Source organism: Cohaesibacter gelatinilyticus (assembly GCF_900215605.1).
Lineage (GTDB): Bacteria > Pseudomonadota > Alphaproteobacteria > Rhizobiales > Cohaesibacteraceae > Cohaesibacter > Cohaesibacter gelatinilyticus.
In genome coordinates this window covers 305,311-331,090 of sequence record NZ_OBEL01000001.1, presented here as the reverse complement: position 1 = coordinate 331,090, position 25,780 = coordinate 305,311, and the positions used below count along the sequence as shown (strand labels likewise).

At 49.2% G+C, this 25,780-nt stretch carries 26 protein-coding genes; 8 read left to right on the top strand and 18 right to left on the bottom strand.

The features are described from left to right. Nucleotides 1-625 precede the first annotated feature (625 nt). On the bottom strand, nt 626-976 hold the full coding sequence (locus CRO57_RS01495; protein WP_097151634.1) for an ArsR/SmtB family transcription factor: 351 nt from the start codon (nt 974-976) through the stop codon (nt 626-628). Nucleotides 977-1,007: 31 nt separating this feature from the next. On the opposite strand from CRO57_RS01495, the gene CRO57_RS01490 reads away from it, so the two are divergent. Next, a complete protein-coding gene (locus CRO57_RS01490; RefSeq protein ID WP_210200724.1) occupies nt 1,008-1,883 on the top strand; it encodes a PhzF family phenazine biosynthesis protein in 876 nt (291 codons plus the stop codon). A 33-nt stretch (nt 1,884-1,916) separates the two neighbouring features. Here CRO57_RS01490 and CRO57_RS01485 read toward each other — a convergent pair whose 3' ends face one another. Next, on the bottom strand, nt 1,917-2,582 hold the full coding sequence (locus CRO57_RS01485) for a helix-turn-helix transcriptional regulator (protein WP_097151633.1): 666 nt from the start codon (nt 2,580-2,582) through the stop codon (nt 1,917-1,919). Between the two features lie 68 nt (nt 2,583-2,650). On the opposite strand from CRO57_RS01485, the gene CRO57_RS01480 reads away from it, so the two are divergent. Then, a complete protein-coding gene (locus CRO57_RS01480) occupies nt 2,651-3,292 on the top strand; it encodes a hypothetical protein (RefSeq protein WP_141401152.1) in 642 nt (213 codons plus the stop codon). 178 nt (nt 3,293-3,470) lie between these two features. Then, nucleotides 3,471-4,028: a molybdenum cofactor biosynthesis protein B gene (gene moaB / locus CRO57_RS01475; protein WP_097151631.1), complete on the top strand. Its 558-nt coding sequence runs from the start codon at nt 3,471-3,473 to the stop codon at nt 4,026-4,028. A gap of 82 nt (nt 4,029-4,110) precedes the next feature. On the opposite strand, the gene CRO57_RS01470 is transcribed toward moaB, so the two are convergent. The 8 genes from CRO57_RS01470 to CRO57_RS01435 all read right to left on the bottom strand — a co-directional run bounded on the left by CRO57_RS01470 (nt 4,111) and on the right by CRO57_RS01435 (nt 12,764). Continuing rightward, a complete protein-coding gene (locus tag CRO57_RS01470) occupies nt 4,111-4,638 on the bottom strand; it encodes a hypothetical protein (protein WP_097151630.1) in 528 nt (175 codons plus the stop codon). A gap of 134 nt (nt 4,639-4,772) precedes the next feature. Then, entirely contained in the window at nt 4,773-5,630 is an 858-nt protein-coding gene (gene ygfZ, locus CRO57_RS01465; protein WP_097151629.1) for a CAF17-like 4Fe-4S cluster assembly/insertion protein YgfZ, read from the bottom strand. 131 nt (nt 5,631-5,761) lie between these two features. Continuing rightward, nucleotides 5,762-6,619 carry a TIGR01459 family HAD-type hydrolase gene (locus CRO57_RS01460; RefSeq protein ID WP_097153136.1) on the bottom strand — a complete coding sequence of 286 codons (858 nt, stop codon included), beginning with the start codon at nt 6,617-6,619 and terminating at the stop codon, nt 5,762-5,764. A 176-nt stretch (nt 6,620-6,795) separates the two neighbouring features. After that, nucleotides 6,796-8,685 (bottom strand): EAL domain-containing protein, encoded by a 1,890-nt coding sequence (locus tag CRO57_RS01455; protein WP_097151628.1) that lies wholly within the window; start codon nt 8,683-8,685, stop codon nt 6,796-6,798. A gap of 399 nt (nt 8,686-9,084) precedes the next feature. Next, nucleotides 9,085-10,245, bottom strand: coding sequence for a PA0069 family radical SAM protein (locus CRO57_RS01450; RefSeq protein WP_097151627.1), 1,161 nt, complete (start codon nt 10,243-10,245; stop codon nt 9,085-9,087). 197 nt (nt 10,246-10,442) lie between these two features. After that, nucleotides 10,443-10,655, bottom strand: coding sequence for a hypothetical protein (locus tag CRO57_RS01445; RefSeq protein WP_097151626.1), 213 nt, complete (start codon nt 10,653-10,655; stop codon nt 10,443-10,445). A gap of 97 nt (nt 10,656-10,752) precedes the next feature. Next, nucleotides 10,753-11,904, bottom strand: a complete 1,152-nt coding sequence (locus tag CRO57_RS01440) for a DUF418 domain-containing protein (RefSeq protein WP_097151625.1) — start codon at nt 11,902-11,904, stop codon at nt 10,753-10,755. Next, the gene (locus CRO57_RS01435; RefSeq protein ID WP_244580049.1) at nt 11,883-12,764 is read right to left on the bottom strand and encodes a S49 family peptidase; all 882 of its coding nucleotides are present in this window, start codon (nt 12,762-12,764) and stop codon (nt 11,883-11,885) included. The genes CRO57_RS01440 and CRO57_RS01435 overlap by 22 nt, the downstream gene beginning before the upstream one ends. Before the next feature lie 197 nt (nt 12,765-12,961). Between CRO57_RS01435 and CRO57_RS01430 the strand changes: the two genes are divergently transcribed. Next, nucleotides 12,962-14,152, top strand: a complete 1,191-nt coding sequence (locus tag CRO57_RS01430; RefSeq protein ID WP_097151624.1) for an amidohydrolase — start codon at nt 12,962-12,964, stop codon at nt 14,150-14,152. A 9-nt stretch (nt 14,153-14,161) separates the two neighbouring features. Here CRO57_RS01430 and CRO57_RS01425 read toward each other — a convergent pair whose 3' ends face one another. From CRO57_RS01425 to CRO57_RS01415, 3 genes are all read right to left on the bottom strand, one after another. After that, nucleotides 14,162-15,004 (bottom strand): tRNA1(Val) (adenine(37)-N6)-methyltransferase, encoded by an 843-nt coding sequence (locus CRO57_RS01425; protein WP_097151623.1) that lies wholly within the window; start codon nt 15,002-15,004, stop codon nt 14,162-14,164. A 24-nt stretch (nt 15,005-15,028) separates the two neighbouring features. After that, complete coding sequence (locus tag CRO57_RS01420; protein WP_097153134.1) at nt 15,029-15,265, bottom strand: putative signal transducing protein; 237 nt, start codon at nt 15,263-15,265, stop codon at nt 15,029-15,031. Nucleotides 15,266-15,357: 92 nt separating this feature from the next. Then, on the bottom strand, nt 15,358-15,867 hold the full coding sequence (locus tag CRO57_RS01415) for a hypothetical protein (protein WP_141401151.1): 510 nt from the start codon (nt 15,865-15,867) through the stop codon (nt 15,358-15,360). Nucleotides 15,868-16,165: 298 nt separating this feature from the next. Between CRO57_RS01415 and CRO57_RS01410 the strand changes: the two genes are divergently transcribed. Beyond that, nucleotides 16,166-17,197: a polyprenyl synthetase family protein gene (locus CRO57_RS01410; protein ID WP_170955903.1), complete on the top strand. Its 1,032-nt coding sequence runs from the start codon at nt 16,166-16,168 to the stop codon at nt 17,195-17,197. Nucleotides 17,198-17,266: 69 nt separating this feature from the next. On the opposite strand, the gene CRO57_RS01405 is transcribed toward CRO57_RS01410, so the two are convergent. Together CRO57_RS01405 and CRO57_RS01400 are read right to left on the bottom strand one after the other, a co-directional pair. Continuing rightward, nucleotides 17,267-17,614, bottom strand: a complete 348-nt coding sequence (locus tag CRO57_RS01405; RefSeq protein ID WP_097151620.1) for an antibiotic biosynthesis monooxygenase family protein — start codon at nt 17,612-17,614, stop codon at nt 17,267-17,269. A 3-nt stretch (nt 17,615-17,617) separates the two neighbouring features. After that, nucleotides 17,618-17,968 carry an NIPSNAP family protein gene (locus CRO57_RS01400; protein WP_097151619.1) on the bottom strand — a complete coding sequence of 117 codons (351 nt, stop codon included), beginning with the start codon at nt 17,966-17,968 and terminating at the stop codon, nt 17,618-17,620. Between the two features lie 85 nt (nt 17,969-18,053). On the opposite strand from CRO57_RS01400, the gene CRO57_RS01395 reads away from it, so the two are divergent. Continuing rightward, the gene (locus CRO57_RS01395; protein WP_097151618.1) at nt 18,054-18,752 is read left to right on the top strand and encodes an ArsR/SmtB family transcription factor; all 699 of its coding nucleotides are present in this window, start codon (nt 18,054-18,056) and stop codon (nt 18,750-18,752) included. A gap of 3 nt (nt 18,753-18,755) precedes the next feature. Here the strand turns inward: CRO57_RS01395 and CRO57_RS01390 are convergent, their stop codons facing one another. Beyond that, entirely contained in the window at nt 18,756-19,535 is a 780-nt protein-coding gene (locus CRO57_RS01390) for a HalD/BesD family halogenase (protein WP_097151617.1), read from the bottom strand. A 442-nt stretch (nt 19,536-19,977) separates the two neighbouring features. Here CRO57_RS01390 and CRO57_RS01385 point away from each other — a divergent pair, with 442 nt between their 5' ends. Both CRO57_RS01385 and CRO57_RS01380 read left to right on the top strand, forming a co-directional pair. Further along, complete coding sequence (locus CRO57_RS01385; protein ID WP_097151616.1) at nt 19,978-22,122, top strand: tetratricopeptide repeat protein; 2,145 nt, start codon at nt 19,978-19,980, stop codon at nt 22,120-22,122. A 76-nt stretch (nt 22,123-22,198) separates the two neighbouring features. Next, nucleotides 22,199-23,083, top strand: a complete 885-nt coding sequence (locus CRO57_RS01380) for a 4-(cytidine 5'-diphospho)-2-C-methyl-D-erythritol kinase (RefSeq protein WP_097151615.1) — start codon at nt 22,199-22,201, stop codon at nt 23,081-23,083. A gap of 3 nt (nt 23,084-23,086) precedes the next feature. On the opposite strand, the gene CRO57_RS01375 is transcribed toward CRO57_RS01380, so the two are convergent. Together CRO57_RS01375 and CRO57_RS01370 are read right to left on the bottom strand one after the other, a co-directional pair. Beyond that, nucleotides 23,087-24,343: a folylpolyglutamate synthase/dihydrofolate synthase family protein gene (locus CRO57_RS01375; RefSeq protein ID WP_097151614.1), complete on the bottom strand. Its 1,257-nt coding sequence runs from the start codon at nt 24,341-24,343 to the stop codon at nt 23,087-23,089. A gap of 5 nt (nt 24,344-24,348) precedes the next feature. Beyond that, the gene (locus CRO57_RS01370; protein ID WP_170955902.1) at nt 24,349-25,731 is read right to left on the bottom strand and encodes a DUF3422 family protein; all 1,383 of its coding nucleotides are present in this window, start codon (nt 25,729-25,731) and stop codon (nt 24,349-24,351) included. Nucleotides 25,732-25,780: the final 49 nt, after the last annotated feature.

The window sequence follows — 25,780 nt, the reverse complement described above, 5'->3', positions numbered from 1 at the left end:
GTTCCTTGACTACGCCTTATCATGCGTTTTGGGATATATGTCGAAGCTGAATATTTTTACCTGTATATTCAGAATTTCTGTTGCAAACAGGCACCCTACAGGCTCGTTTGCTGTATCGAATAAATTTCAACATCGTCAGTTTTAAAAAATACTTCATTCTAAACAGAAGTATTCAAATCCTATATTCATCATTTTGAACCTTATTGTACATTAAAAATACAATTTAAATTCATGAATACTTTCTAATTTTATTATTAATTTAATATTAATAGATATATAATGCTGTTTAAATTTCCTATATTTAATATACTTCAAATAATACTCATAAATTATATTTTTCCATTTTATTTTCCGATTTTATTCTGTTTTATTATGCTTAAAACTATCGAATGAACGCTTTATCAATTCACCCTATTTTGAATCTCTATTCGCCAAGCTTGGTGCACTGACTTTGCCGACGTTCTGTCTCGCATGTGCGAGCCTGCCAAGGCGTTTCCAGAAATTATTGCCAATGATCTCCGTGCCATGGTTTGGTGGGACTGGGTCCGTACTATGTGCTGGCAACATAATGCATTCCGATAGAGGTGCTGTTCCTCATTCTTCCAAAGACGAACTTCCTGATGTCCTATCTCTGGATCGTTGATTTCTGCACTGCCTTCTTTACAGCCTCGAGAAGGCCATCCAGCTGTTCTTCTTGCAGTTTATAAAAGACCCAATTCTTGATCTTCTTACTCTCAACCAAACCTGCTTCTTGTAAGATTTTCATATGACTCGTGACCGTTGGCTGGCGCAGGCCAATCTTCTCGGTGATGAAACCAACGCACACCCCATCCTCAATCAGATCACCATCCTGTTGTGGCGGAAAGTGGCTCCCCGGATCAGCCAGCCATTGAATGATGCGCAAGCGATTTTCATTGGCCAGCGCTCCGAGCAAGCTTGCAATTGACACCAAAGTACTATCTGTATAGTTATTCATCTATATAGACTCTCCGCTATGTAGGTTATACATGCCACAACCCGATCAGATGTTCAACTTCGTCCATTGTGATGTCTTTACTGCCAATCCCTATTCGGGCAACAGCCTTGCCGTCTTCATGGATCGCTCGAACCTGAGCGCGAAACAGATGCTGTGCATCACGCAAGAGCTCCGTCATTTTGAAACTATCTTTCTAAAGGAAGATAGTGGTCAGCTCACAGCACGCATTTTTGATCTGATAGAAGAACTCCCCTTTGCGGGCCACCCGATCATTGGCGCGGCTTGTGTTCTTCACCGACAAGCCAAAACATTTGAGAAATGTGTTTGGGAATTTGGGCTCGAGAGTGGACGCACAGTTCGTGTCGTAACTCATTATCAAGATGGTCGCTATATCGGCACCTTGGATCAAGGGCGACCAGAGATGGTCTGCCTATTGGAAGAACATCACAAATCCGCTATCGCAGACATCTTTTCCTTGGCTTCCAATGACCTTGCTGATCTCCCCTTGGAGGTGATTTCTACTGGTTTGAAATATCTGGTCGTGCCAGTCAAAGGCGGCCTTGAAACCGCCTGCATCACCATCCCTGATCTTGAGCAAAAGCTCGAGGCTTTGGGAGCAGCGTTTGCCTATCTGTTTGATGTGAATAGCTTTGAAGGTCGCCACTGGAACAATGATGGCATTATGGAGGATATTGCAACAGGTAGCGCCGCAGGAGTGATTGGGGCCTATGCCCTGAAACATGGCTTGGTCACCTCGAATCAGAGTTTCATCCTCCGTCAGGGCCATTTCATGGGCCGCCCGAGTGAAATCATCGTGACAGTTTCAGGCATTCCCGAGAATGTTAAGAGCGTAACTGTTGCTGGTGCCGTCGCATTTGTCGGCCATGGGGAGGTCATTGCACCATAAGCTTATTTGATGCGATATGGAACAGAGGAAGGATCAAAGGCTTTTCAGATAGTCCGAAAACTCCTTTCCCTTGTCTCGTTTGAACTTTGTTTGGGTAACTTCAAAGTCGGAAATACGATCCAGTCTGAAATTACGGAAATCATCTCGCGTTTCGCACCAGGCTGTCAGAACCCATACCTTTTCAAATGCAGTTAGTCCCAATGGCCGAACCAGGCGACTTGTTTTGCGCTGCTGTCCATCAAGATATTGCAATTTCACCTTCAAACGAAGCCGTATGGACGCTTTCAATTGGCTCATACCAAAAGCATGGTTTGGCTTTGCGACAGGTTTTACCGCCAGTAAGGGCTGATCCAGATTGTTCTCACCGCCCTTAAGTACATCCTCAATTTTACCCAACAATCGGTCTGCGGTCTCCGCAAGCTCATTGTCGCCCCTTGCAGCGACCATCCGAATACCCAGGAGCAATACATCCAGTTCTTGCGGTTCGAAATGAAGAGGTGGCAGAAAGAAGCCATCCTCAAGTTGATATCCCAGCCCTCCTTCTCCTCGAATGGGTGCCCCCATGGATTGGAGAGTTTTCATATCCCGATAGATCGTTCTGACAGACACGCCAAGCCGTTCTGCCAAATTCTCCGCTGATATCGGTGTTCGCCTCCCTCTCAATTGATCAAGGATGGAAAACAGTCTGATTGTTCGCATGACTACCCCTGACAAAAATTGTCAATCACTCAGTCTAATAATCGGTCAAACATCCAATGAAAGGAAGCATGATGTTGAAACGAGATCTTGGCCCTGTGAGCATTATGGGATTTGCACGATACAAACTGAAGAAAAATGTCGATCCTCAGTCCTTTGTCAGCGCAGCCCACACTTGGCAGACGCAGTTTCTGGCACAGCAAGATGGCATCGCAATGCATTGCGTGCTCGGCAATCTGAGCGGAGAGTTTGCAGATGTAATTTTTGCCACTGACAACGCGGCCTTTGCCGCCATGTCAGAAGCTCATTTGCGGCATTCAAGTTCAGCAAGCCTCATGGCAATGCTGGATAAGGAAAGCATTCAACTGACCAGGAACGAATTGATTGGAGGGCCCCATTCCTTTCCCGCGAGTTTTTCCTGCGTGGAGTTTGGGAGCTTTCATCCCGAGGATACAGCTTCATTTTCCGAAGATAAAATGATGGCAGCCTCAGCGATGATCGAACAAAACTATCTGTCTCGCTTCAACGCCCCCAAAGCGCATTTCATGGGCAAGACCGGTGAGCATAGCTATTCCGAGATTACATTTTTTGAGACCTTAGGAGAAGCACAAGGGATCTGCCAAGGTTATGTGAATGATGATGATTGTCAGCCTCTACTGAACCTTATTGATCCCGCATCGGTGGATCTCGACTTCTGGTTTCTGCTTGCCTGATAGCCTTGTTAGGGATAGGGCAGCTAAAATTTCCAATTGATCATCGCCACTTCCCACAGAAAAGGCCCCACAGTCTTTCGAAGATTGACTTGGGGCAATTGCATCTGATCAATTGTCTGAGAGAGTGGTACAGATTAATCTTACACTTGCTCAATGTTGCAAAATACAGGAAAAACCAATGGCGCATTATACCGGACCGCGTGACTTCATCCCTGTGAAGATTGCCATTTTGACCATCTCTGACAGTCGTACACTGGAGGATGATCGCTCCGGCCAGACTTTGGTTGATCGTCTCGAAAAAGCCGGACATGTGCTGGCTGACCGGGCCATTGTCAAAGATGATGTCAATACCATTCAGGCACAGACCAAGGCCTGGATTGCCAATCCCGATATTGATGTCATCATCTCCACTGGCGGCACCGGCTTCACCGGCCGGGATGTAACGCCAGAAGCCATGATGCCGCTGTTTGAAAAACAGATGGACGGCTTCTCCTGGCTGTTTCACAAAATCTCTTTTGAGAAAATTGGCACCTCGACCATTCAGTCGCGCGCTACAGGTGGAGTCGCCGGAGCAACCTATATTTTCTGCATTCCCGGCTCCACAGGAGCCTGCAAGGATGCTTGGGATGGCATTTTTGCTCAGCAGTTGGATTATCGACATCTACCCTGCAACTTCGTCGAGATGATGCCGCGGCTGGATGAGCATTTGAAACGCGGTAAGATGCAAGGCAAATAGGCCTTTGCCATCGACATTCTTGATACAGAAATGCCCGCTTCAAGCGGGCATTTTCTCTGGCTATCTTGTGTTGATCAAATGATCAGGCAACCTTCTCGTCTCGATCTGAAGCATCCAGATCGGCTAGAAAGCCTTCTTCGTCCAGCAAGAATAATGGCTCGTCTCCCTCAACTGACCATTTGATCTCCCCACTATCGTCACCAAAACCTGTTGCCTCCGGGTTTTGTTGAACCACTGCCTCAGACTTTTCTTCCGGCAGTTTGATCTGATCAAGCGGAATGACCTTGCCGATTTCACTGGACATTTTTCGAAGTGCTGCAAAATCATCGAGCTTGGCGCCTCCCTGCGGGAAGGCTTCCAGCATGGTCGCGGTCAAAGCGATGAAGAAGCCATCCAGCTCCTCGCATTGGTCCAGCTCACGCAACAATTGCATGGCGTCGATCATGGATTGGCAACTGGTATAGCAAGGCTCACCTGACGTTCCACACCAGACCATTTTCAACAAACCACCATAGCGCGGGCCACTGACATCCCCATTGTCAATCTTGGCTTGCGCATAGTCGGCGATGGAGCCGACCAAGTCCTTCAAGGCATCATTTTTAACCAGCATTCTTACGTCCCCCGTTTGCCAGATATCTAAGGGATTTATGCTTACCAAAATCTAAAGATGCCAATTGTAATGACTGCAATTTACATTCATGCCCAAGCCTTTTGTCGCATAACGGGCAAATGGGCAGAAAATGCTTACATGGAAAGACCAAATTGATCGGCAAAATCGGCATAAGCAGGAATGGAGATAGAGAGGGAAAGTCCTTGTTCGCTCTGAACTGTTTGTCCTTGTCCCAGCGCTGTCGCCAAGCGATCCAACCTGATCTGCGCCAAAGCAACATTTCCCTGAGCCAGACCGATTTGGCCGATATTTTTCTCGCCAGCCAGAATTGCTGCATGAGAGGTGAGAGCTTGATCAGCACTCACCGTAACAATGCGCTTTCTGGCAGTGCCCCGGTGATGCATGCGCGAGACAACTTCCTGACCGACATAACAACCTTTGTTATAGTCAATACCACCAAGCTGATCGAGATTGACATCATGAGGAAACGCATCGCCATACAGGAAATCGCGTGACGTTTCTTCTGTTCCGCCTTGCGGAACACCGCAGCTGATATGTGCAGCAAGGACGGCTTCACCACCCGTCTTGGCTTCGCTCAACTCATTACCAAACGCATAATGGCGATATCCAAGACCTTCGTGGCGAGGGTCCTTCACGGTCAGCGCGATTTGCTCGTCTCCGTCACCCAAAGACACCGCAACTTCCAGATCGCTTTTCTCAATGGTAACATCTGAGCGCATTTTATAGAGTGTCATCTTCTTGATGAAACCATCGACAAGCTGGCTATCCAGATCAAACAGGAAGCCGTCATCCTGACGAATGACGAGAAAGTCCATCAAGATTTTACCTTGAGGAGCCAACAGAGCCCCAAAACCAGCTTCGCCCATTTCCACTTGGTCCAGATTTGTCGTGATAAGACGTTGCAGCAATTCTTCACAGTCAGCGCCACGCATGGAAATCACAGAACGATCGTGGCAAGCAAACAAAGGCATATGTCTTTTCCTGAAATTGACGGGAAGGCGTAAGGAACTATTCGTCAAACTAAGTTAGGTATTTCCCCCTAGCGCTACAAGGGTAGAACATTGGAAGAAGTAGCAGCGGAAGAAACCTGCCGCTCGATCTCCTACCATGCAAGGCTTGGCATGAAGCCGACAGCTTGAACATCTTCATGATCCAGACGATGCTGAACACGCTCAGTGTCTGGCGCATCTGATGGACCGAAATCAGCTGCATGAATGCCCGCGGTGATGAAGATAGCATCAAGCTTTTGATGATGTGCGCCTCGCATATCCGTTGGCAGACTGTCACCGATGATCAGAATTTCATCGCGATTGACTTCACCACCATTTGCCTTGGTAAGTTCGGACAAGGACGCATCATAGATTGGACCACATGGCTTGCCCACCATGATTGGCTCGCCCCCATAGGCCGCAAATCGCTCCGCGAGGGCGCCTGCGCAATAAATCATCTTGCCACCCTTATCGACAACCAGATCGGGATTGGCGCAGATGAATGGTAATTTGCGCTTGGCAAAATCCTTGAGCATATCGTCATAATCGTCCGGCGTTTCGGTTGCGTCGTTCCAAAGCCCAGTACAGCAAATGACCTCTGCGTCAGATTGCTTTACTAGTTCAACACTTAAACCTTCATAAAGAGAAATGTCACGTTCGGGTCCAAGATGATAAACTCTTTTTCCCCCTATCCGTTCGATTGCATCACGACTAACATCTCCTGAGGTAACCAAAGCATCATAACACTCACGTGGCACCCCCAGATTGTCCAACTGCTCCAGAATTGGGCCATTGGGACGCGGTGCATTGGTGATCAGAATAACTGGACCATGATCCGCCCGGAACTTCGCCAGTGCTTGAACAGCTTCCTTGTTATGGGCGACGCCATTGTGAACAACTCCCCAAATATCGGACAGCACGCCCTTATAGTTGGAAGCGATAGAAGAGAGGCCGGTCAGACGGGAAGACATTTGGGATATTCCTATGATCTGTAAGTTGGCGGATATGCGATAAATCAGCGCCAGCCTTGGCTCCAATTGCATGCATTCCTTTGTCACGTGTGCGGGAGGCAAGGTCAAGCGCAAGCTCTGTTTATCGCCTGATATATTGTCGCGAAAGGATGGAAATATCGGTCATCAGAATGTGCTTAACGGATCACCCGCTGCAGTCTTGGTTGCCCCTGAGCGGGTGTATCACTTGCCTGTCGTTCCGCTGAGCCGGGACGTGTTGTTTGTGGGTCCATCAAACCTGCCGCCTCCGCAAGCACATTACGGAAATGATCGCGAGTTGGATTGGCTTCGCCATCCTGCGCCGACATCGCCTTCAAAGCTTGGGCTACACGCGGGTTTTGTCCCAAAGTTCGATCACTCGTCGGAGCTGCTGGCATGGGAGCAGGTTCATTCATGCGACCGCCTGCCCCATGTACGATGGGAGCAGGTATATTTTGACCTGTCGCGTTCATCTGGCGAGAGGCCAACCCTGCTGCTCCATTTCTACCTTTACGAGCTGCCTGAGCTGCCGCATTCGTCACCGATGCCGGAATGGATGTTTCTTCAGGGCGCAACGGTTTTGCCGGAGCAAAATGGTTTCCTTGAGCCAGTTTGATATTGTAATCAAGCAACCCAACCAGAGCGCTCTCTGTCTCAACATGGGTAACAATCAGATCCAGCCCTTTGCGTGACAAGACACGTGAGAAATCTGCAGGATGAATGTCCATGCCACGACCTGCATCACGATGGGTCAGGATTGGTGCAGCCACCTTGGCAAAGCGGATGCCGGATCGAACCATCTGATCAAAATCAGCTTTGAGGCTGGTAAGTTGATCAACGGAGAAACGAAAGCCCATGCTTTGCATCAATTGCATGGTTTCCTGTTCCAAAACTCCGAACGAATTGAAACTCGCAAGGTTGAATTCCAGAATGATATTTTCAACCAGGTCCGTATTTTGCTCATATAACTCACGTAGATGAGCAAAGAAATCCGGATCTGACATGCTCTCAAGAGAAATATTACAGAAACATGGCATACCATGACCACGATCTGTCAGATTGCGCAGCATCCTGAAAGCCTTGTTAACCGCCAAGCGGTCCAGAAGCGATAGAAAATTCAATTCTTTACAGACCGGCAGAAAAACATCCGGTGTGATAACCTCACCTTGTTCATCAAGCAAACGGGCCAGCATTTCATACAGGGCAGGCTTTCGCATTGGCAAGGTTACGATTGGCTGCAGATGCAATTCCATCTTACCCATAGCAAGTGCACGGCGAACGGCCTGTTTTTCATCATCCGAAATGGTGCTTTTATGTTGGCCATGATGCAGATTGGCAATAGATTCCAATGCCTTTGCTGCTTCTTCCGCTTTGGCACGGCTTGCAGCCAACGTGGAGGCTTTTTGTTCTTCCTCACTGAGTGCCGGTGGCTCGTCATCAATTGCCATGGGCTCAGGCTTTGGCTCCGATGGTGTCACCTCCGATTGTGATTGAGCTTCGTCTCCTTTGGCCTTGTCAGCGACGGCCACCTTTGTGGCCTGCAACTTTTCCCGCGTCGCCAATGCTCCATTACTCAGACTTTTCTGAATTTGAGCCATGGTCTTTGTGGCCTGATCCATCTTGGATTTCAAAACCTTTGCACGCTCTTCGTTCAGCTCAACTCGCTCATCAATCTCGGCACAACTTTCCGCCAGTTGCTTGACCAAGGTTCCCATCAGATCCAGTTCGGCAAGTATGGGGTCCATCTCACCGCGCATTCTGCTCGCAACAGTTTGTTCGAGCTGCTCGGTCAGCTCGCGCACATCTTGCACATCTTTGGTCAAAGAAAGTTTGAGACGCGTCAGATCATCCATCTGCTCATCAATGATCAAGCGATCGCGCACACGGCTGATTTGATAATGAACCAACATCAAAGTGAGTAGCACACCCACAGCAAAAGGCGCAGCTTCGAGAATAGTCAGCCCGAATTTATAATTCAGGATCACTCCAACTGAGGCAGAAATCACCACCATACAGATGGCAATGAATAGTGCACCCAGACGCTGCATAACTTTCTCCGCCCTTTAATCGATATCTGCGCCCACCAGACAATCCGCCAGTTTGGGCGACACAATCAACATCGATGCCGATATAGCCTGACGCCCTACCCGTGGCCATGGGTAAAAACCGGGGCGAATCAAAGCTTTTAATCTTTCGTTAACCCTAGCTTGCCGGAGCGTCAGTGAAAAGGGGGGATCTGTTCACGCTCCGATCTACGCCAAGCTTATCGACAAAGCTCTGCATGAAATGGACAAATTTTCTCACCTTTGACCCGCACATGTCAAAAAAAGCTGCCCTGTTCCGGCGGCAACCGGAACAGGGCAGAGTTGAGGCGTCACATATGAAAAGCTGCATATGGAGCACGGAGTTGGGAATTCAGAATGATATGAATGGTTCAAATCGAATTATCAGAACAAACTTAGCTGTTGCTCCTGTGATTGAGGGGCAATGAAATGATCGGTGCTAAGACGTAGTTTTCTTTTGGATAGCCCCAAACGCCTGATGGCCACTTCAAGCCGTTTCTGGATCATATCGGCGTAAGGCCCCTGCCCTTTCATGCGCTTACCAGGAGTGGAATCATACAGGCGCCCACCGTGCATGGAGCGAAGAACGTTGGTCACATGGCGATAACGATCCGGGAAATGGTGCAACAACCATTCCTGAAACAGATCAGCCACCTCACGCGGCAGACGTAGCAAAATGGTACTAGCCTCCACGGCGCCGGCTTCAAAACAGGCTTCCAGTATGGCTTCCAGCTCAATATCATTCAGGGCAGGAATGATAGGAGCCATCAAAACCGCGGTAGGAATTCCTGCACTGGATAATTGCCCGATTACCTCAAGCCGCTTTTGAGGAGCAGCAGCCCTTGGCTCCATGACAGCGCATAATTTGCGATCAAGGGTCGTGACCGAAATTGCCACTTTGACCAAATCCCGCTCGGCCAATTGCTTCAGCAAATCCAAATCCCTCAGAATAAGGCTGGATTTGGTGACAATGGAGACAGGATGGCCCGTTTCCAGCAAAACCTCCAAAATTCCACGCATCAGACGATAATTACGCTCTATCGGCTGATAGGGATCGGTATTGGTTCCAATGGCAATCGGGCGAGGCTTGTAGGTTGGGGCCGACAACTCCCTTTTCAACTGCTCCACTGCATCAGGTTTGGCAAAGAGTTTTGTCTCAAAATCCAGACCGGCAGATAATCCCATATAGGCATGGGTTGTTCGGGCAAAACAATAGGTGCAGCCATGTTCACATCCACGATAGGGATTGATAGACCGATCAAAGGGCAGATCAGGGCTATCATTGCGGGTGATTATGGTTCTGGATTTCTCCTCCTGCACAGTGGTCTTCAGAATTGTTTCTTGCTCTTCATTGTTCCAACCATCATCCACCGGAGCTTTGGCATAGGGCTCAAACCGACCAGATTGATTGGTCAATGTTCCACGCCCGCGCGTTCGGCCATTAAGCGAGCGGGCAAGAAGCGGATCTTTGAGGGATGCAGTTGCCTTGGCTGCTGGACGCGCTGCTGGCCGAGCATTTACGGTTTGCCGCTGGTTCAATGCCATGATTTTTCTGTCCCACATTCTTGTGAGCAACCGTTCAGAATTGCTCAATTCAAACTTGATAGTTTGTTTTCTTTTTGTTCTCTTTCCAAAATGCCATTTTTACAGAACATTTCAAGAACAAAATTAAGACCAGAGATGATCTGTTGGTAACAGGTGGATAATTTGATTTGAATGCAGTCGATATCCTGGCAGTTTCGCTACTTCTTTTCCTCAAAAGAGCCGGAGTCGGGATCGACCTCCAGATCAATAATATCGGCTTCTCTTTTCTGAAACTCCGCTTCCTGACGACGCTCTTCGCGAATCCGTGCAGCCTGCAATTTTGTTGACTGAACCTTGAGCTTGCTACCCAGTTTGAAAAAGGCCCAGACGACTGCCAATGCCGCAGCAAGAACGAGCAATTTCGTGACCATGTCTTATGCCTTTCAAGGGTAGATATCACACAGCTTCATGGCTCCTCAAGGAAACCGAAGCTTTCTTATGTCATGAATAATCACTCTGGAAAAGACCTCAAGCGCTGAGTTTTCTCAAAAGCCGTTCAAGAGGCCCAGCACCCAGATAGTGATGCCATGTCACCGCATAGATCATGCAACCAATGAGAAAGAAGCCTGAATAAAACGAGACTTGCTCAAGAGTTGGAGGGTCTGGTTCAGATCCGGCCATCGCAATCCACCCCATTGCTTCCATAATCACCATTCCGACAATGATATGAGCGATATAGAGCGTCAGTGCTTGCTGACCTGTCGTCAGAATTGGCTTCATCCAAGCTCGCTGACCGAACCAATCACCAAGCCACAGACAGAACACCAATACAACAAGTGCGGCACCTGAGGCGGAGATCATATAGATTGGAGACGGTGGAATAGGACTGGAGGACATCAGAGCCTGGACTAGCTCAACAAATTCCTGATCCTGAGCAACCTCAGGCAAAGCAATGATATCTCGTCCCATTTGAGCAAACAGAGCACCCGCAAACATCAACGCAAGCCCTGCACCAGCTATCCGAAGTCGCACCGTTGCGCTTTGCAGATTGAGTTGTGCCAGAGCCATTCCGAACAACAGGAAGGATATCCAGGGAAACACCGGGTGGAAGCCGTTATAAAAGGTATTTCGGATAAAGCCGTCAGGCGACCAAAGGCCTTCATATTGAAGAGTTTGCCAATCCCAACCAGCTTCATAATCAAAAACAAAATGCAGCGCAGGTGAGAAGAGAATGATGACAAAGGCAAGAGTAAGAAGTGACTTGCGATTTCCTGTGAGAGCGATGCAGGCCAACAGGAAGTAAATCCCATAGAAGTGCAGGATATCAGCATCAAAAATGATGAGATTGAGCAAGCCAAACGCAAAGAGGATGAGGCCGCGCTTAGCTTGTTTTTTGCGTATATCCGCCGCAGATACGCCTTTGTTGAACGCTTTTTGGGCGCCGAAACCTATACCAAGTCCGGCAAGCAGGACAAAGAGAGCAGCAGCCCTTCCCTCCAGCAATGGATGCATTGAAGCCAACCATGACGGAGTTTCAGCACTCATGCTTGCATTTGTGGCTACTTTGAAATTTACCAGCACCATGCCGACAAATGCTAAAAAACGGGCTATATCAAGCCCCGCCAAACGAATGGCTGGCGGGGTTGAAAAGGAATTTTCTAGAGGCCCAGACGAGACCATAATGCGCGCTCTTCCAAACTAGCCAGAATAGAATCAGCGGACAGGCCAGCAGCAATACGATCTATTGGATCGCCACCTTGCGCTGCCATCATCATGCCGGGCATACGAAAGCGCGAGAAGAGACCGCCACCAGAGGCAATAAGTTTGAGCTTGGTATCTTCACCATATTTTTGTTTGAGATAGCCACTCATATCGCCCAATTCATCGACAAGGCCGTATTCCTTGCCTTTCTTTCCGGTCCAAAAGGCTCCAGTGAAAAGCTCGTCCTCTTCCTTGGTCAGTTTGTCACCACGACGATTGCGTACCAAATCCTTGAACGTCTCGAAAAGATCCTCAAGAAGAGCATTGAGATGTTTGGTGTGATCCGGGTTCTCCGGCTTGAACGGATCCAGCATGGCTTTTTGCGTACCAGCGGTATAAACGCGACGTTCAACGCCCAGCTTCTCAATGGCATTGACAAAACCGAAGCCACCAGACACGACACCAATCGAGCCAACGATCGAACTTGGATCTGCTACGATCTCATCGCCTGCAATTGCAAGCATGTAACCACCAGAAGCGGCAGCATCCTCACAGAAGGATATTACCTTCTTGTCTTTTTCCTCAGCCAACTGACGGATACGTTCATAGATCAGCCGGCTCTGAACAGGAGATCCACCAGGGCTGTTGATCGCAATGGCAACAGCTGGCGCATCCTTGATGGAAAAGGCTTTGTGCAATTGGCCTGCAACGGATGCCATGGAAAGGCCCGGGCGCATTTGGCTTCCTACCATGATCGGCCCGGTCATACGCACCACCGGGATAATGGTTGGTTCCTTGCGATATTTTTCCGGCAAAAACTGTTTCAGCTTTTTCTTCAGGCTCACGATCTTGTCCTATGGCAATTCTGGTTGAGGAAACCTGCAATGCAAGTCCTTTGTCATTCCTTATCTAGGATAGGAGACACAGAATTTCCAGAGGTCAATGTCTTTTGGCTTGCAATGGGTGGCAGAGCATCGCACAAAAAGGGCCTTACCTTTTCTCTCCAATCCAATCGGACCGTCCCGGAGATCTCTGTATGCTTTCCAATGAGCAAATCTCAAGCCTTGTTGCTTTTCGTCACGCCCTTCACCGCCGCCCGGAACTATCTGGCGAGGAAGTAGAGACTGCGAAACATGTACAGGAGATGCTGGCTCCTCTTGGTGCAGATGAGATTGTCACGGATCTGGGACCCTGGACTGAGCCAGATGGAACCAAGCTGGGCGGAACCGGCATAGCAGTCAGTTTTGATAGTGGTGTGGAAGGACCAAGTCTTCTATTTCGCTGTGAGCTGGATGCTCTGCCTATTGATGAGATCAGTGACATTGATTACCGCTCGGAAATTGAAACGAAAGCCCATCTTTGTGGCCATGACGGCCATATGGCAATCCTCACCGGCCTTGCCATGCGATTGGCAACCCAACGTCCCCAAAAGGGTCGGGTTGTTCTTCTTTATCAACCTGCTGAAGAAACCGGCAAAGGTGCGAAAGCTGTTCTGGAAGATGAGCGCTTTGCCCCTTTTATTCCAGATTTTGCCTTTGCCCTTCACAATATCCCTGGCACACGCCATGGCGAAGTATTGCTGAAGTCCGGCAATATGTGTTGCGCCTCCCGCGGCATGCGTATTCGCTTTGAAGGCAAGACCTCCCACGCCTCGATGCCACAGGATGGCGTCTCTCCTGATGATGCCATTTGTGCCAGCATTTCCGGTTTGAAAGCCCTTGCCAATGGCTTGAACCCTGAACAGGCACTGGATGATGCGTTCAAGCTTGTGACCATCACGCATTGCCATTTGGGCGAGCCTGCTTTTGGCGTCTCGCCTGCCGTCGGTGAAGTCTGGGCAACCCTTCGTACTGTGACTGACGCTGCCATGGGCGATCTGATTGAGAAAGCAGAAAGTCTGGTAAAAACCCAAGCCGAGAAATACGGTCTACAGCTAAACATCGACTATGATGATGTCTTCCATGCTTGCAATAATGCTGTGGAGACCAGTGACATGGTGAAAGAGGCCTTGATCGAGACTGGTACAATCCATCACGAGCAACCTGAGCCAATGCGCTTTTCAGAAGACTTTGGTCTGATGGGGCATCACTGCCCCTCTACTCTCTTTCTGCTTGGATCTGGTGAGGCGCAACCACAATTGCACAATCCAGATTTTGATTTTCCGGATCAATTGATTGCGACGGGCGTCTCTATCTTTGAGACCATCATTCGCCAAAAGCTTGGTTAGAGCCGGGCTTTAGCTCAAATCAATCGCAGCGCCGTGGCGATGGATGGCTTCGACCTTCTCGCCTGGCTTGTCACTGCCTTCATCATGCAAGGCAATGGGTGGTAGCAACCGGAATGGCGCACGGGACTGCTTTTTGCCCTGAATGACCACGCGGTGCGCAGCTTCTCCCACTCTTGCGGCAAAAGGCTGAACCGTGATGCCACCGAAACGCCCTTCCATCAGATGCAAGAGCTCCGGTAATTCGTCTGCTCTTTGCACCACAGTGAAAGTTCCGCCTTTCTTGAGAATGGAGACAGCGGTACGAAACCAGGGCTCCATTCCTTCATCTGTGAGCATATGGGCCATTGCACGAGCCTCATTAGGCGAGGTCTGAAACTTTTCCGGCCGGTAATAAGGTGGATTGGCAATCACATGATCTGCGATATTCTCAGATAGCCCCGCTTCCATCCTCGCAACACCACGCAAAGCTATATCACAATTGAGAACAGAGGCCCGGTTCAGAAATGAACGACAATCTGACCGACGCATATTCAAGTCAGCCAGCGCTGCCACGGTCTCATCCAGCTCGACAGCCAACAGATCAATCTTGCCAATTCTAGCCGCCACACACAGTCCGGCGGCACCTACGCCAGAACCGAGATCCGTTACGACCTGTCCTTGCCGAGCTGGAACACATGCCGCCAAAAGCACCGCGTCAGTGCCAGAACGATGATGACCCTTGCGAGGTTGAAACAAGCTGAATTTGCCGCCAAGAAACTGATCCTCGGACAGATCCAGATCGCTTGGTACTTCACTCGCATTAACGAGACAGGCGCTCTTCTCGATCAAGGATGGCAAGCTAGATTCAATCATGGAATTTTCGACTTAGAGACAAATCTATTTGGATTTTTTAGGTGCGCTGGTTTCATGAGCCAAGCCAGCATCTTCCATTAAACGGCGCGCTTGATCCTCATATTCCTCATCCACCAAAATCCGGCGTGGCAGTATTCCCAAGGACCCTTCCAAAGTGCTCATATTCAGATCCAAGGCCTGAAAAGGAATGTTAGAATCCCGCAGCAAGGCCTCGACATATGACAATGTCACTGCGTTATTGGTCTTGATCAGCTCTATCAAAAGACGCCCCTTTGGTGCCAAACGTATCTGTTGTGATATTTAGGCTGCTTTACCCAGATTTAGCAAGAGCTGACAATCTCACAATCAGGACATCATTCACTGGCAGGAACAGTCACACCTGGTTCATTTGCGGCTTTATTCTGGCCTTCGATCTCGTGAAGTTGATCGATGGTGCATTTTTCAAGGCTGAAGCGCCTGCTGAGCTCTGCTTGGGCTGCCTTGTCAATCTCATTTCCATCAATTGATGCAAGGCTCAAGCGACCATTCATGTGATAGGTAAAAGACCATTTTTCCCAATCTTTACCGTCGCTTGCCGCTTTTCGCATATTCACCATCATGGAAAGCAAGCCATTGGATTGGCCCTTCGCGGGTGCCTTATACAGCACATCACGATAATGAAAAAGAAGATCGCTGGCGGGTTCATAACGCGCCAAACGCAGTGCCAAGCCTTCATGAAACTGGAAATACAGCGCTGTTTCATCACAAGTTGCCCCACGAGGTGCCCAATTCCCTTCTATCGACGTAAAAGGAACCGGAGCTATTTCCGAGCAGGATGCAACCAGTAACCCGATCACGCAAATTGCAGATACACGACGCTGCATGCGCCAGGAAACACATTTAAATGGAACAGAGAAGAAGCTAGCCTGCATGGATATAAACAACATGTTGAGCAAAGGATATCTCGCCTTCTAACACCCTGAGGGGTGATTGCAAGCCACCAGTTATGGTCCGTTGCTTGCTCCCCTGCGACATATTGCGCCTTGGACCTCATCAATATGGTTCAATAAACGCATAATTTACCTTGATTTAATCACAAAAGCGGGGACGAGCTCTTGCTGTTGCCTGTTTGCCCCCCTATTCTCCCGCCGAGTTGATGGAACCAATAGCTGGAGCCAACCTGTGAGCGTTGCGATCTCGATGGACCAAAAGAAAAAATCACAAGCCAGCATTCAGCCGCTGATTGATCTGGTACGCCCTGACATGGGGCGAGTGAATGAGTTGATCCTGGAAAAAGCCGGATCCGACGTTCAGATGATTCCGGAAGTGGCCAATCACCTGATCGATTCCGGCGGCAAACGCCTGCGCCCGATGCTGACTTTGGCTGCGGCTCAAATGTGTGGTTATGATTCTGAAGGCCAGGGGTTGGATGGACATGTCAAACTGGCCATGGCAGTCGAGTTCATGCATACCGCTACGCTGCTTCATGATGATGTGGTTGATGAAAGCGATATGCGCCGTGGAAAACTGGCAGCCCGCATGCTCTGGGGCAATCAGGCCAGTGTTCTGGTTGGAGACTTTTTGTTGGGCCAGGCCTTCCGCGTAATGGTGGATGTTGGCTCGCTGCAAGCTCTGGATGTTTTATCGACTGCTGCTTGTGTGATTGCCGAAGGGGAAGTTCTGCAGCTATCAGTCGCACAGAACATGAAAACCACCCGTGCAGAATATATGGAAGTCATCCGATCCAAGACTGCAGCACTCTTTGCTGCTGCTTCCGAAGTTGGTCCCATTCTGGCTAACCGACCGAACCAGGAGATTGTCGCTCTGCGCACCTATGGTCTGGAGCTGGGCAATGCTTTCCAGCTCATTGATGATGCGCTTGATTATGGTGGCTCCGCCGCTGATCTTGGCAAGAATGTGGGTGATGATTTCCGAGAAGGGAAAATCACCCTTCCTGTCATTCTGGCCAACGAGCGCGGTTCTGAAGAAGACAAAGCTTTCTGGAAGCGTGTGATGGAAGATCGCAAATTCGATGAGAGCGATCTTGCCCATGCCATGAAACTTCTGGACGAAACCAAAGCACTGGAGGAGACCCTGCAACAAGCGCGTCAGGCTGGCGCAGATGCCATTGCAGCACTGGATGTCCTCCCGGATAGTGCACACAAGTCCGCTCTGATTGACGCAGTCGAGTTCTGTATCAGCCGAGCCCACTAGGCGCCGAATTCCTTATGTAAATTACAAAGCCGCCCGGATCTCGCTGGGCGGCTTTTCTTTTCTGACAGGCTAGACCTCGTGGAAATTCTTGCTGTCTGCGGGTGCCTGTTCTCGCTGGTTCTTGCCATAGTCCCGAATGACCGAAGCTACACGCAGACGATAACCGGCAAACGCTTTACTCCTTCCAGCCACTTGTGCTGATCTGTGCATATCGAGATTACGCCATCTGGCAACAGCCTCTTCATTTTCAAAGAATGACAAGGACAGGATTTTTTCCGGATTGGTCAGGCTTTGAAAACGCTCAACTGATAGGAAGCCCTCAATCTTCTCAAGTTCTTCTCGCAAGTTGGCAGCGATATCCATATAGAGCATCTTGTGCTCCTCATGAGGTTCTACTTCAAAGATCACGGCAATCATGGACTATCCTTCCTCTTTGGAATGAGCAGGCAAAATAAGCGAGCTGTGTGGTGCTGATGCCAGTTTCAGAAAAGTTCTGTCTTCTCTCAACAGAAACTTCTCGCGTTGAGCAAATTTATAATTCTCGATTCCCAACGGGTCATTTGCCAGACGTTTCCTATAGGCTTCATAGGCTGCCAGGCTTTCGATATGATAGACACCATAGGCTAAAGTGGCCGAGCCTTCATGAGGTGCATAATAACCAACCAGATCTGCACCATTCCTCGGAATGGCTTGCCCCCAGTTCTGGGCGTATTGCTCAAACAGATGCTTTTTGGTTGGATCAATATGGTAGCGAATGAAGCAGGTCAGCATGAGTTAGTCCTTTCAATGAACATGTTGATGTCTTCATTTCTTTTGCCATATTGCGCTTCTTTCATGCTTCGATTAAGATCGAAGCATGAAAGAAGGACCCGATATAGCCCTACTGGGTAGCTTGATTGGTGACCCCGCTCGCGCCAACATGTTGGTTGCCTTGCTAAGCGGCAAGGCACTGACGGCCAGCGAATTGGCTCGCGAAGCTGGCATCACATTGCAGACAGCAAGCTCTCATCTCAAAAAGCTGGAAGCTGCAAACCTGCTTGCTTTGCGAAAACAAGGGCGGCATCGCTATTTCGCATTGGCAGATGAAGATGTGGGAGCGTTACTCGAAAGCATGATGGGATTGGCTGCCAAACGCGGGATGCTACGCACACGCACTGGCCCCAAGGATGCAGAGCTGCGTCATGCCCGTATTTGCTATAATCATCTGGCGGGAGATATGGGCATTCAAATGTTTGATAGCATGGTCCATCAAACCTTCCTCGCCGAAGCGGATGAAGTGATTGACTTAACCGGCAACGGTGAGGCTTTCATTCTTGGGTTGGGGCTTGATCTGAAGGCGCTCAAAAAGCAACGCCGCCCGCTTTGCAAAGGATGCCTGGATTGGTCCAATCGTCGCACTCACCTGGCCGGTTCACTCGGGCAGGCTTTGCTTGAGCATTTCCATGCTCAAAAATGGGCACACAGAGAGGAAGGCACTCGTATCATTCGCTTCAATGACAAAGGAACAAAGGCGTTTCACACCCTCTTTCCCATGCCTTCCGGTCACAATGGCTAGCTTCTAATCCAGGCGACCGTAGAAGGTCTTGCGGGCATTTTCTGACAAAGCAATGCCGGGCTCAGAATTATAGGCCAACACCGCGAGCATTCGGGTGCGATCGCCTTCATTGGGGGCAACACGGTGAATTGAATTTCGGCCACGGAACAGGCTGAGTGTTCCCGGGGCGGCATTAAGAATCTGAACCGGCTCTTGCCCATCCAGTACGCGCCCGACTTGTGCAAAATTCATCTCGCCTTTGTCAGCATCGCGAACATTCGCAACATATTCAAATGCACCACCAGATTCGGTGTCCTGAATCATCAAAGTGATAGCGAAAGACGAATTATCGAAATGCCACCCCAGTTCCTGTCCTTTTTTTGCGTAATGAAGATTGATCGAGGACACATTATCGGCATAGGGATAGAGGGCATTTTCTCCAAAAATTTCACATAGAAAACCCTTGAAAACATCCGACATATATAGCTCCCGCAAAGGAGAGCTTTCATCAATCACATCATCAGGAATACAGCCTTTCGTGGAGATAACTTCACGATTTCGTGGATGATCCATAGGATATGAATCATCACACGGTGTAAGATAGACATTATGTTCCTGTTTGCAGAAATAGGCATGATCTTCACTTCGGACACCCTCATGTCTCACCGCTTCGATTGCCGAAGGGGTAAGGAATTCACCCAGCATCAAGACCCCGGTATCATCAATCTGTTGTCTGCATCTGGCACGGTATTCGGCTTCACCAATGGGATGTTTGTCGAGATTGATAATGGAAGATAGCTGCATTGAAATACCCTGATGATTTACACTGGCAAATAATTTTCCAATTTTGTGTCTGCCAATTCCTGATCTGCAATTATACCTCACCAATTTGGGTGGGTCTGATTTTCAAAACCACTGCCTCGTTGAGAGGGAAGCCTTTTTACCACTTTCCAATGGTCCTTGCCATCCCCCTGTTATTGCAACCCAAGCAATACTGGAACCTGATTTAGGAAGAAAAACAGCCGTCTGCCTGTGGGTCCAGCAGGTTGGCGCTTGCCCCTTTGCCCTAAAAAAGCCATGCTGGATTCTTAGCAGGTAATACTATTAGGCCTTGGCATTTCGTTTACCTTCGCTGCATGCTGTTGGCGTAATCCATCATACCTTCCAACTTTGGTTGACCTGGCATGTATCGATAGGTCGGTTGGCCTGCATATAGTTTGAGTCTAGATTTGGGGTCCTTTCGTCCATGGTGCATCTTCACATCTTTCGTCGATTTCTTCTTTCCGGCGCTGCATCCCTGCTACTTGTTACCTCTGTCTTCGCCGCTGAAGATGATAAGACCTCTCCAGAGACCGACGCACAAATTATTGAAAAACTTGAAGGGTTACCGGGAAATTTGACAGCCAATTATCTGTCTGCCCGCTTGGCTCAACAGGAAGAAGATCTTGGCCTTGCTGCTCATTTCTATTCCAAAGCCCTGGAGTTGGAGCCTGACAATCCGGTTCTGCTTGAACGCAATTTCTCCCTGACCCTCGCAGTTGGTGATCATGATACAGCCTTCAAGCTGGCAGATCGCATGACCGAAATGATGGCCAGAGCAAAGGCTCAAGCTGAGGAACGTGCGCGCGAAAAAGCACTCAAGGACGAGCAAACCAAGGCCGAAGTTAAAAAAGACGAACAGACACTAACTCCCGCAGAAAAGGCAAAAGCCAAAAAAGAAAGAAGCCAGGAAAAGACAAAAGCTGTTGTCAAAGATGAAAAATCTGACAAGAGCAAAGATGCCTTGTCAAAAGAGCTTTCCAAAATCGAAAGCAAGGCCGATATGGCCAACGAAGAGCTTGCCGAGCCAATTCTCGATAGCAAAGTCGAGCCTATGGTTCACCTTGCTTTGGGCGTTAAGGCTCTGAAAACGAAAGCCTATAGTAGTGCTACAAAGAGCTTCGAAGAAGGCATTCATATTCTGGTCACACGACCTGCTGATCTATTGAGCCTTTCGGGTGGGCATCGTCGTGGTATGAACAGTCCGCGCTTGCTGTCCGCGTCTGCACAATATGGTCCGTTTGCACAGATCACTCATACCATTCTGCAAGCCTGGTCCCTGATCGGACAAGGTAAAGAAAATCTGCCACGAGCTCTGAAACTTCTGTCCGATATTGATCGCTCGGAAGTCGATCAGTTCTTCTTTAATCTGCATTCTGGTCTGATTGCCGCTTATGCCAAGGACTATAAAAAATCCATCTCGTTCTTGCAGGCCAGTTTCGATGCTGATCGTAACAGCTTGCCAACCGCGCAGGCACTGATCAGCACCCTACTGAAGGCTGATCGCAAGGAACAGGCACAAAAGACACTGGATGAGTTCCTGAAAAGTGCGGCAAGCATTGATGAGAAAACCTGGCTAAAACTGACCTACGGTGGAATGGATCAAGCCCCCAGCTTCATCCGCACACCTCAGGAAGGGGCTGCTGAATTATTCAGTACACTCGGCGACGCCCTTTCTCAGGAACAGGCTTTGGAAGGTGGTGCGCTTTATCTGCAGTTTGCCAATTATCTGCGTCCCAAACATCCAAGAACTATGTTTGCCCTTGCCCGCCTGAATGAGCGTATGGAGCAAGATGAAGGTGCACTGGCTTATTATGACACTGTTCCACAAACCAGCCCGCTTTATCGCGACGCAATGCGTCAGTCCGGTTTGACGCTGTCCCGTCTCCAGCGTGGCGAGGAAGCTGTTGGACGCCTTGAAGGATTGTTGAGCGATGACCCCGGTGATCTGGAATGTGTTTCCATTCTTGCTCGCGTCTTGCAGGCAGAGGACAGATTTACTGATTCCATCTCCGTACTAACCGAAGGATTGAAGACTATTCCCAAGGAAAGAGACATTCACTGGTCTCTCTATTTCCTGCGTGGCTCTGCTTATGATCAGATCAAGCAATGGCCAAAGACTGAAGCAGATATGAAACGGGCACTGGAATTGTTTCCCAACCAGCCAACTGTTTTGAACTATCTGGGCTATAGCTGGGTTGATCGAGGCCTCAATCTGGACCGGGCTTTGGAAATGATCCGTCAGGCTGTCGCACTACGCCCTTATGACGGCTTCTTCGTCGACAGCCTGGGCTGGGCACATTATCGTCTCAAGCAATTCAAGGATGCTGTGATTTTCCTTGAACGGGCAGTAGAATTGCGTCCGGAAGACCCTACGATCACAGATCATTTGGGCGACGCCTATTGGCAAGTGGGCCGTAAGAATGAAGCACGTTTTCAGTGGGAGCGGGTCAAAACCCTGAATCCCAAGAAAGATCTACTTGAGAAGATCGAAAAGAAACTGGCCAAAGGCTTTGTGGAAGAAAAGCTGATTGGTCATGGCAATGACAAGGACGACAGCAAGACCAACTAACCTCTGCTCTTTCAGACTATCTTTGCCAAGTACTTGGGCTCTGATCAGAGGATGGTGTCAGAAAGAAGAAACAAGCATGACGATCCATATGCAGGATGAAGCGGTCCTGACCATTCCGGCTCCGGCCAAGGTTAATCTGGCCCTGCATATTACGGGACAGAGGGATGACGGCTATCATATGCTAGACAGCCTTGTTGTGTTTGGTGGTGCATCTGATGTCATTCATTTTCGTCAATCCGACCACTTGCATCTTTCTGTTACCGGCCCGTTCAGTGAAGACTTGCGGCACGAGCCGGACAACCTCATGGTTCGTGCTGCTCGTCTATTAGCTGAAGAATTCGGTTTGAAAGCCAAAGCTGATCTAACTTTGGAGAAAAACCTGCCTATTGCAGCTGGTATTGGCGGTGGATCTGCTGATGCAGCAGCAACCATAATGGGTTTGTTTCAATTATGGGATCGCACGGTCAGGGACGAGACACTGCGTGCCATTGCCTTGTCTCTCGGGGCAGATGTACCAATGTGTCTGGAGGGTAGCTGTCTTCGCGCAGAAGGTATCGGTGATGAACTCACATCCGGGCCGCGCTTGCCAAATGATCTCGGATTGGTATTGATTAACCCGCATATCCCGATTTCAACACCAGATATTTTCAAGAATTTGAAATCGAAAGATAATTCACCGATGGGACCGATTCCCTCAGCCTTTCTATCGGCTACGGCCCTTGCCGAATGGCTATCAGAACAGCGTAATGATCTGGAATTGGCTGCCATTGCCCAGGCCCCAATCATCGAAAATGTCTTGCAAGCCTTGAATGATGATGGTGATTGCCTCTTGGCTCGAATGTCCGGCTCTGGTGCCACCTGCTATGGCATGTTCGCAACGAAGAAACATGCCGAATATGCTGCAAGACGCATGGCCTTTTCCCATCCCAACTGGTGGGTCAGCCATGGTGGTGTGCAATAGCGTTCATCTCTCTGCTGAAAATGCTTTGCGTACCAATCGAATGAAGGTTTGAGTTCCTAAATAATAGAAACTGGCATCGGGAAATTCCGTCGCTAGATTCATCTGAATTGTGCGTAAAGCATCGACATCATCATATGCCAGTTCGGCCAGATGATACCCCGCCAGATTTGCTTGCTCATAGTGCAAATATCCTCGTGTTCCAGACAATGTCAGCTCATAAAACGAACACTGAAGGTCTTGCGCGACCAAACTACGCAGTCCGTCACCATCCTTGTCATCCGGAAGAGAAGCTATGGCAATGATCTTGCCATTCGTTCGCAGTGTCTGAAAAAATGCCACATCCAAAGATTGGGGCGCGATACAGGCGTCAAAATAAAGCCGCTCCCCACGCTCACCTTGCAAAACTCCAAATGCGGCGGACATAGCCCGCAAGTCATGAGATTGCACGATCTTGCGTTCAAGAAAGAGTTCGGCAGCTCTCATTGCCAAAGCCTGATTTTGAGCAAACCACGCTGGCATACCTTTGTCTTTGGCAACGCTCTCTGGCAGTTGGATCTTATCGGCTGCAATCACGCCAAGATGATCATTCCATTCCCTGCAATTTTCATCCATCACCAAAAGATCGGAGGTCAAACCGATGGCCAGCTTGTTGTCAGCGATATCTTTGAGATCTGGCCCCAGATAGCCTGGATGTTCTAACAGAATGGACGTCAGAACAGACACGTGGGATGGCAGATTTCCGACCTCATCATAGCGAGCTCCCCTGCCGGTCTCCAGAACAAAATAATCGACCTTTTGTTCCTTGAACCAGGATAGAGCAATCAGAAGAAATGTCCCCATTGGCGACAGATAGCGTCCCCTTGGCAGGTCTTCTTGCAGATCTTGCAAATGCGGCTGCAGTTTCAGGAAATGAGCAATAAAGGCATCTTTGGAAGCAAACTTACCATTTATACGCATGCGATCATTGTGATCGAATTCTTCTGGTGAGACAAAAAGGCCAACCTTGGCATCGGTTTCTTTTCGCAAAATTTGTGCAATCATACGCGAGGTGGTTCCCTTTCCCTTGGAACCAGTCACACGAATGATGCGTTGCTTTTGGGGTATCAAGTCCAGCTTTTTCGCCAGCGCCACAAGCAGGCTCGGGTCACGAATATCCTTATCGAGCTTTCCGGCTACCAAGTTCTTTTGTGACATGAAAGAAGCATAGATTGCATCCAGCACCCCATCAAAAGCCACTTTCTTTCCCGATAAACCGCCCATATTCGTCAATGATCCTTTTGACCATCACGAGAGATATCAGTTCCTTTGCGGATCAGCTTCTCTTTGAGGCGATGCATGGAAATCCAGACGAAACCCGCAACCGGCAAAACCAGACCGGCCGCCAGCATGGTTTTGCTCATCGGTAGCACCTTGGTCAGAGGAGCCAACAGATAGGTAAGCAAACTCACGGCATAATAGGAAATGGCAACAACCGAGATGCCCTCTACCGTTTCTTGCAAACGCGCCTGTTGCTCCGCACGTCTATCCATCTTGTGAAGCAGCGCACGGTTCTGTTCAGCCGTTGTGACACTGACACGTGTACTCAATAGATCAGCTGCTTTGTCAGCTCTGTCTGATGCATTTTGCAAAGCTTCATGGGCAGCGTGACAGGTCCTCATTGCCGGATCGAAGCGACGTGTCATAAATTCTACAAAAAGCTGGCGGCCCAACACTCTGCCCTCACGCAGAATATTGGTTCTATCATGCACCAATCGCTCATAGGCTCGGGTGGCTGAAAAGCGAAAAGCCGAATTGGTGTCAAGCAAGGCGATTTGTGACGACAGCTTTTGCAATTGCTGCAAGGTTTCCTTGTGATTGTTGTCGACTTTGGCCATGGCCTCGACTGTACGGGATAATTCCCGATTGATGCCTTCCAGGTCCGAAAAGATCGAACGAGCGATTGGAAGCGTCAGCATGGCAATGCTTTTATAGGTTTCGATTTCCAAAACACGCTGGATGATACGACCAAGGCGGCGTGGGCCAATGCCCTTTCGCCCCAGCAGAGCAAAACGGATATGGCCTTCCTGATCAAGATGAAAGTTTCCTGCCAATACGGCCATATGATCGGAAACCCAACCAGCAGCAAAACCTTCATGCATGAACCAGCTACGCAAATCGGTATTCACCCGGTGCTCAATCGCCATGATGTCCGGTTCTATTTCGACCTGCACCACAGCGGAGGTAATACGCCGTCCTGGATAGGTCGCTATCCAGTCTGGAGCAAAATAGTCATGCAAATCCGGCGCAAACGGCTCTGCATCCATATTGGAAGAATAGAGAGTATAGGTCGCAAATTCCGTATGGTTTTCCCATTTCAAAGTGAGCCGGTGGTCCGGATTATCAATCAAGGTGGCAAAATGATAGACAACCCCGGGGCGTTCAGGATGGTCTGCACCAAAGCGGTCCAGAAAATCAACAAGCTGTCCATGTGCCAGCGCCTGATCATGCAAGCTATCTTCATCAGGTTTAAGCGCTATGAAGGCAACCCGGCAAGGAGCTTGCAGTTTGGCAAAGGGGCGCGCATGCAACTCATCGGTCATGGGCACACGCATATGGTGATCGAGTGACGGGTTTTCGGTCAACTGATTGGCGCTGCTTATGTTTGTCACGGCCCTGCCCTTCATTGCCAGCCTCAGTCCAAGGCTTTTAATAAAAGGA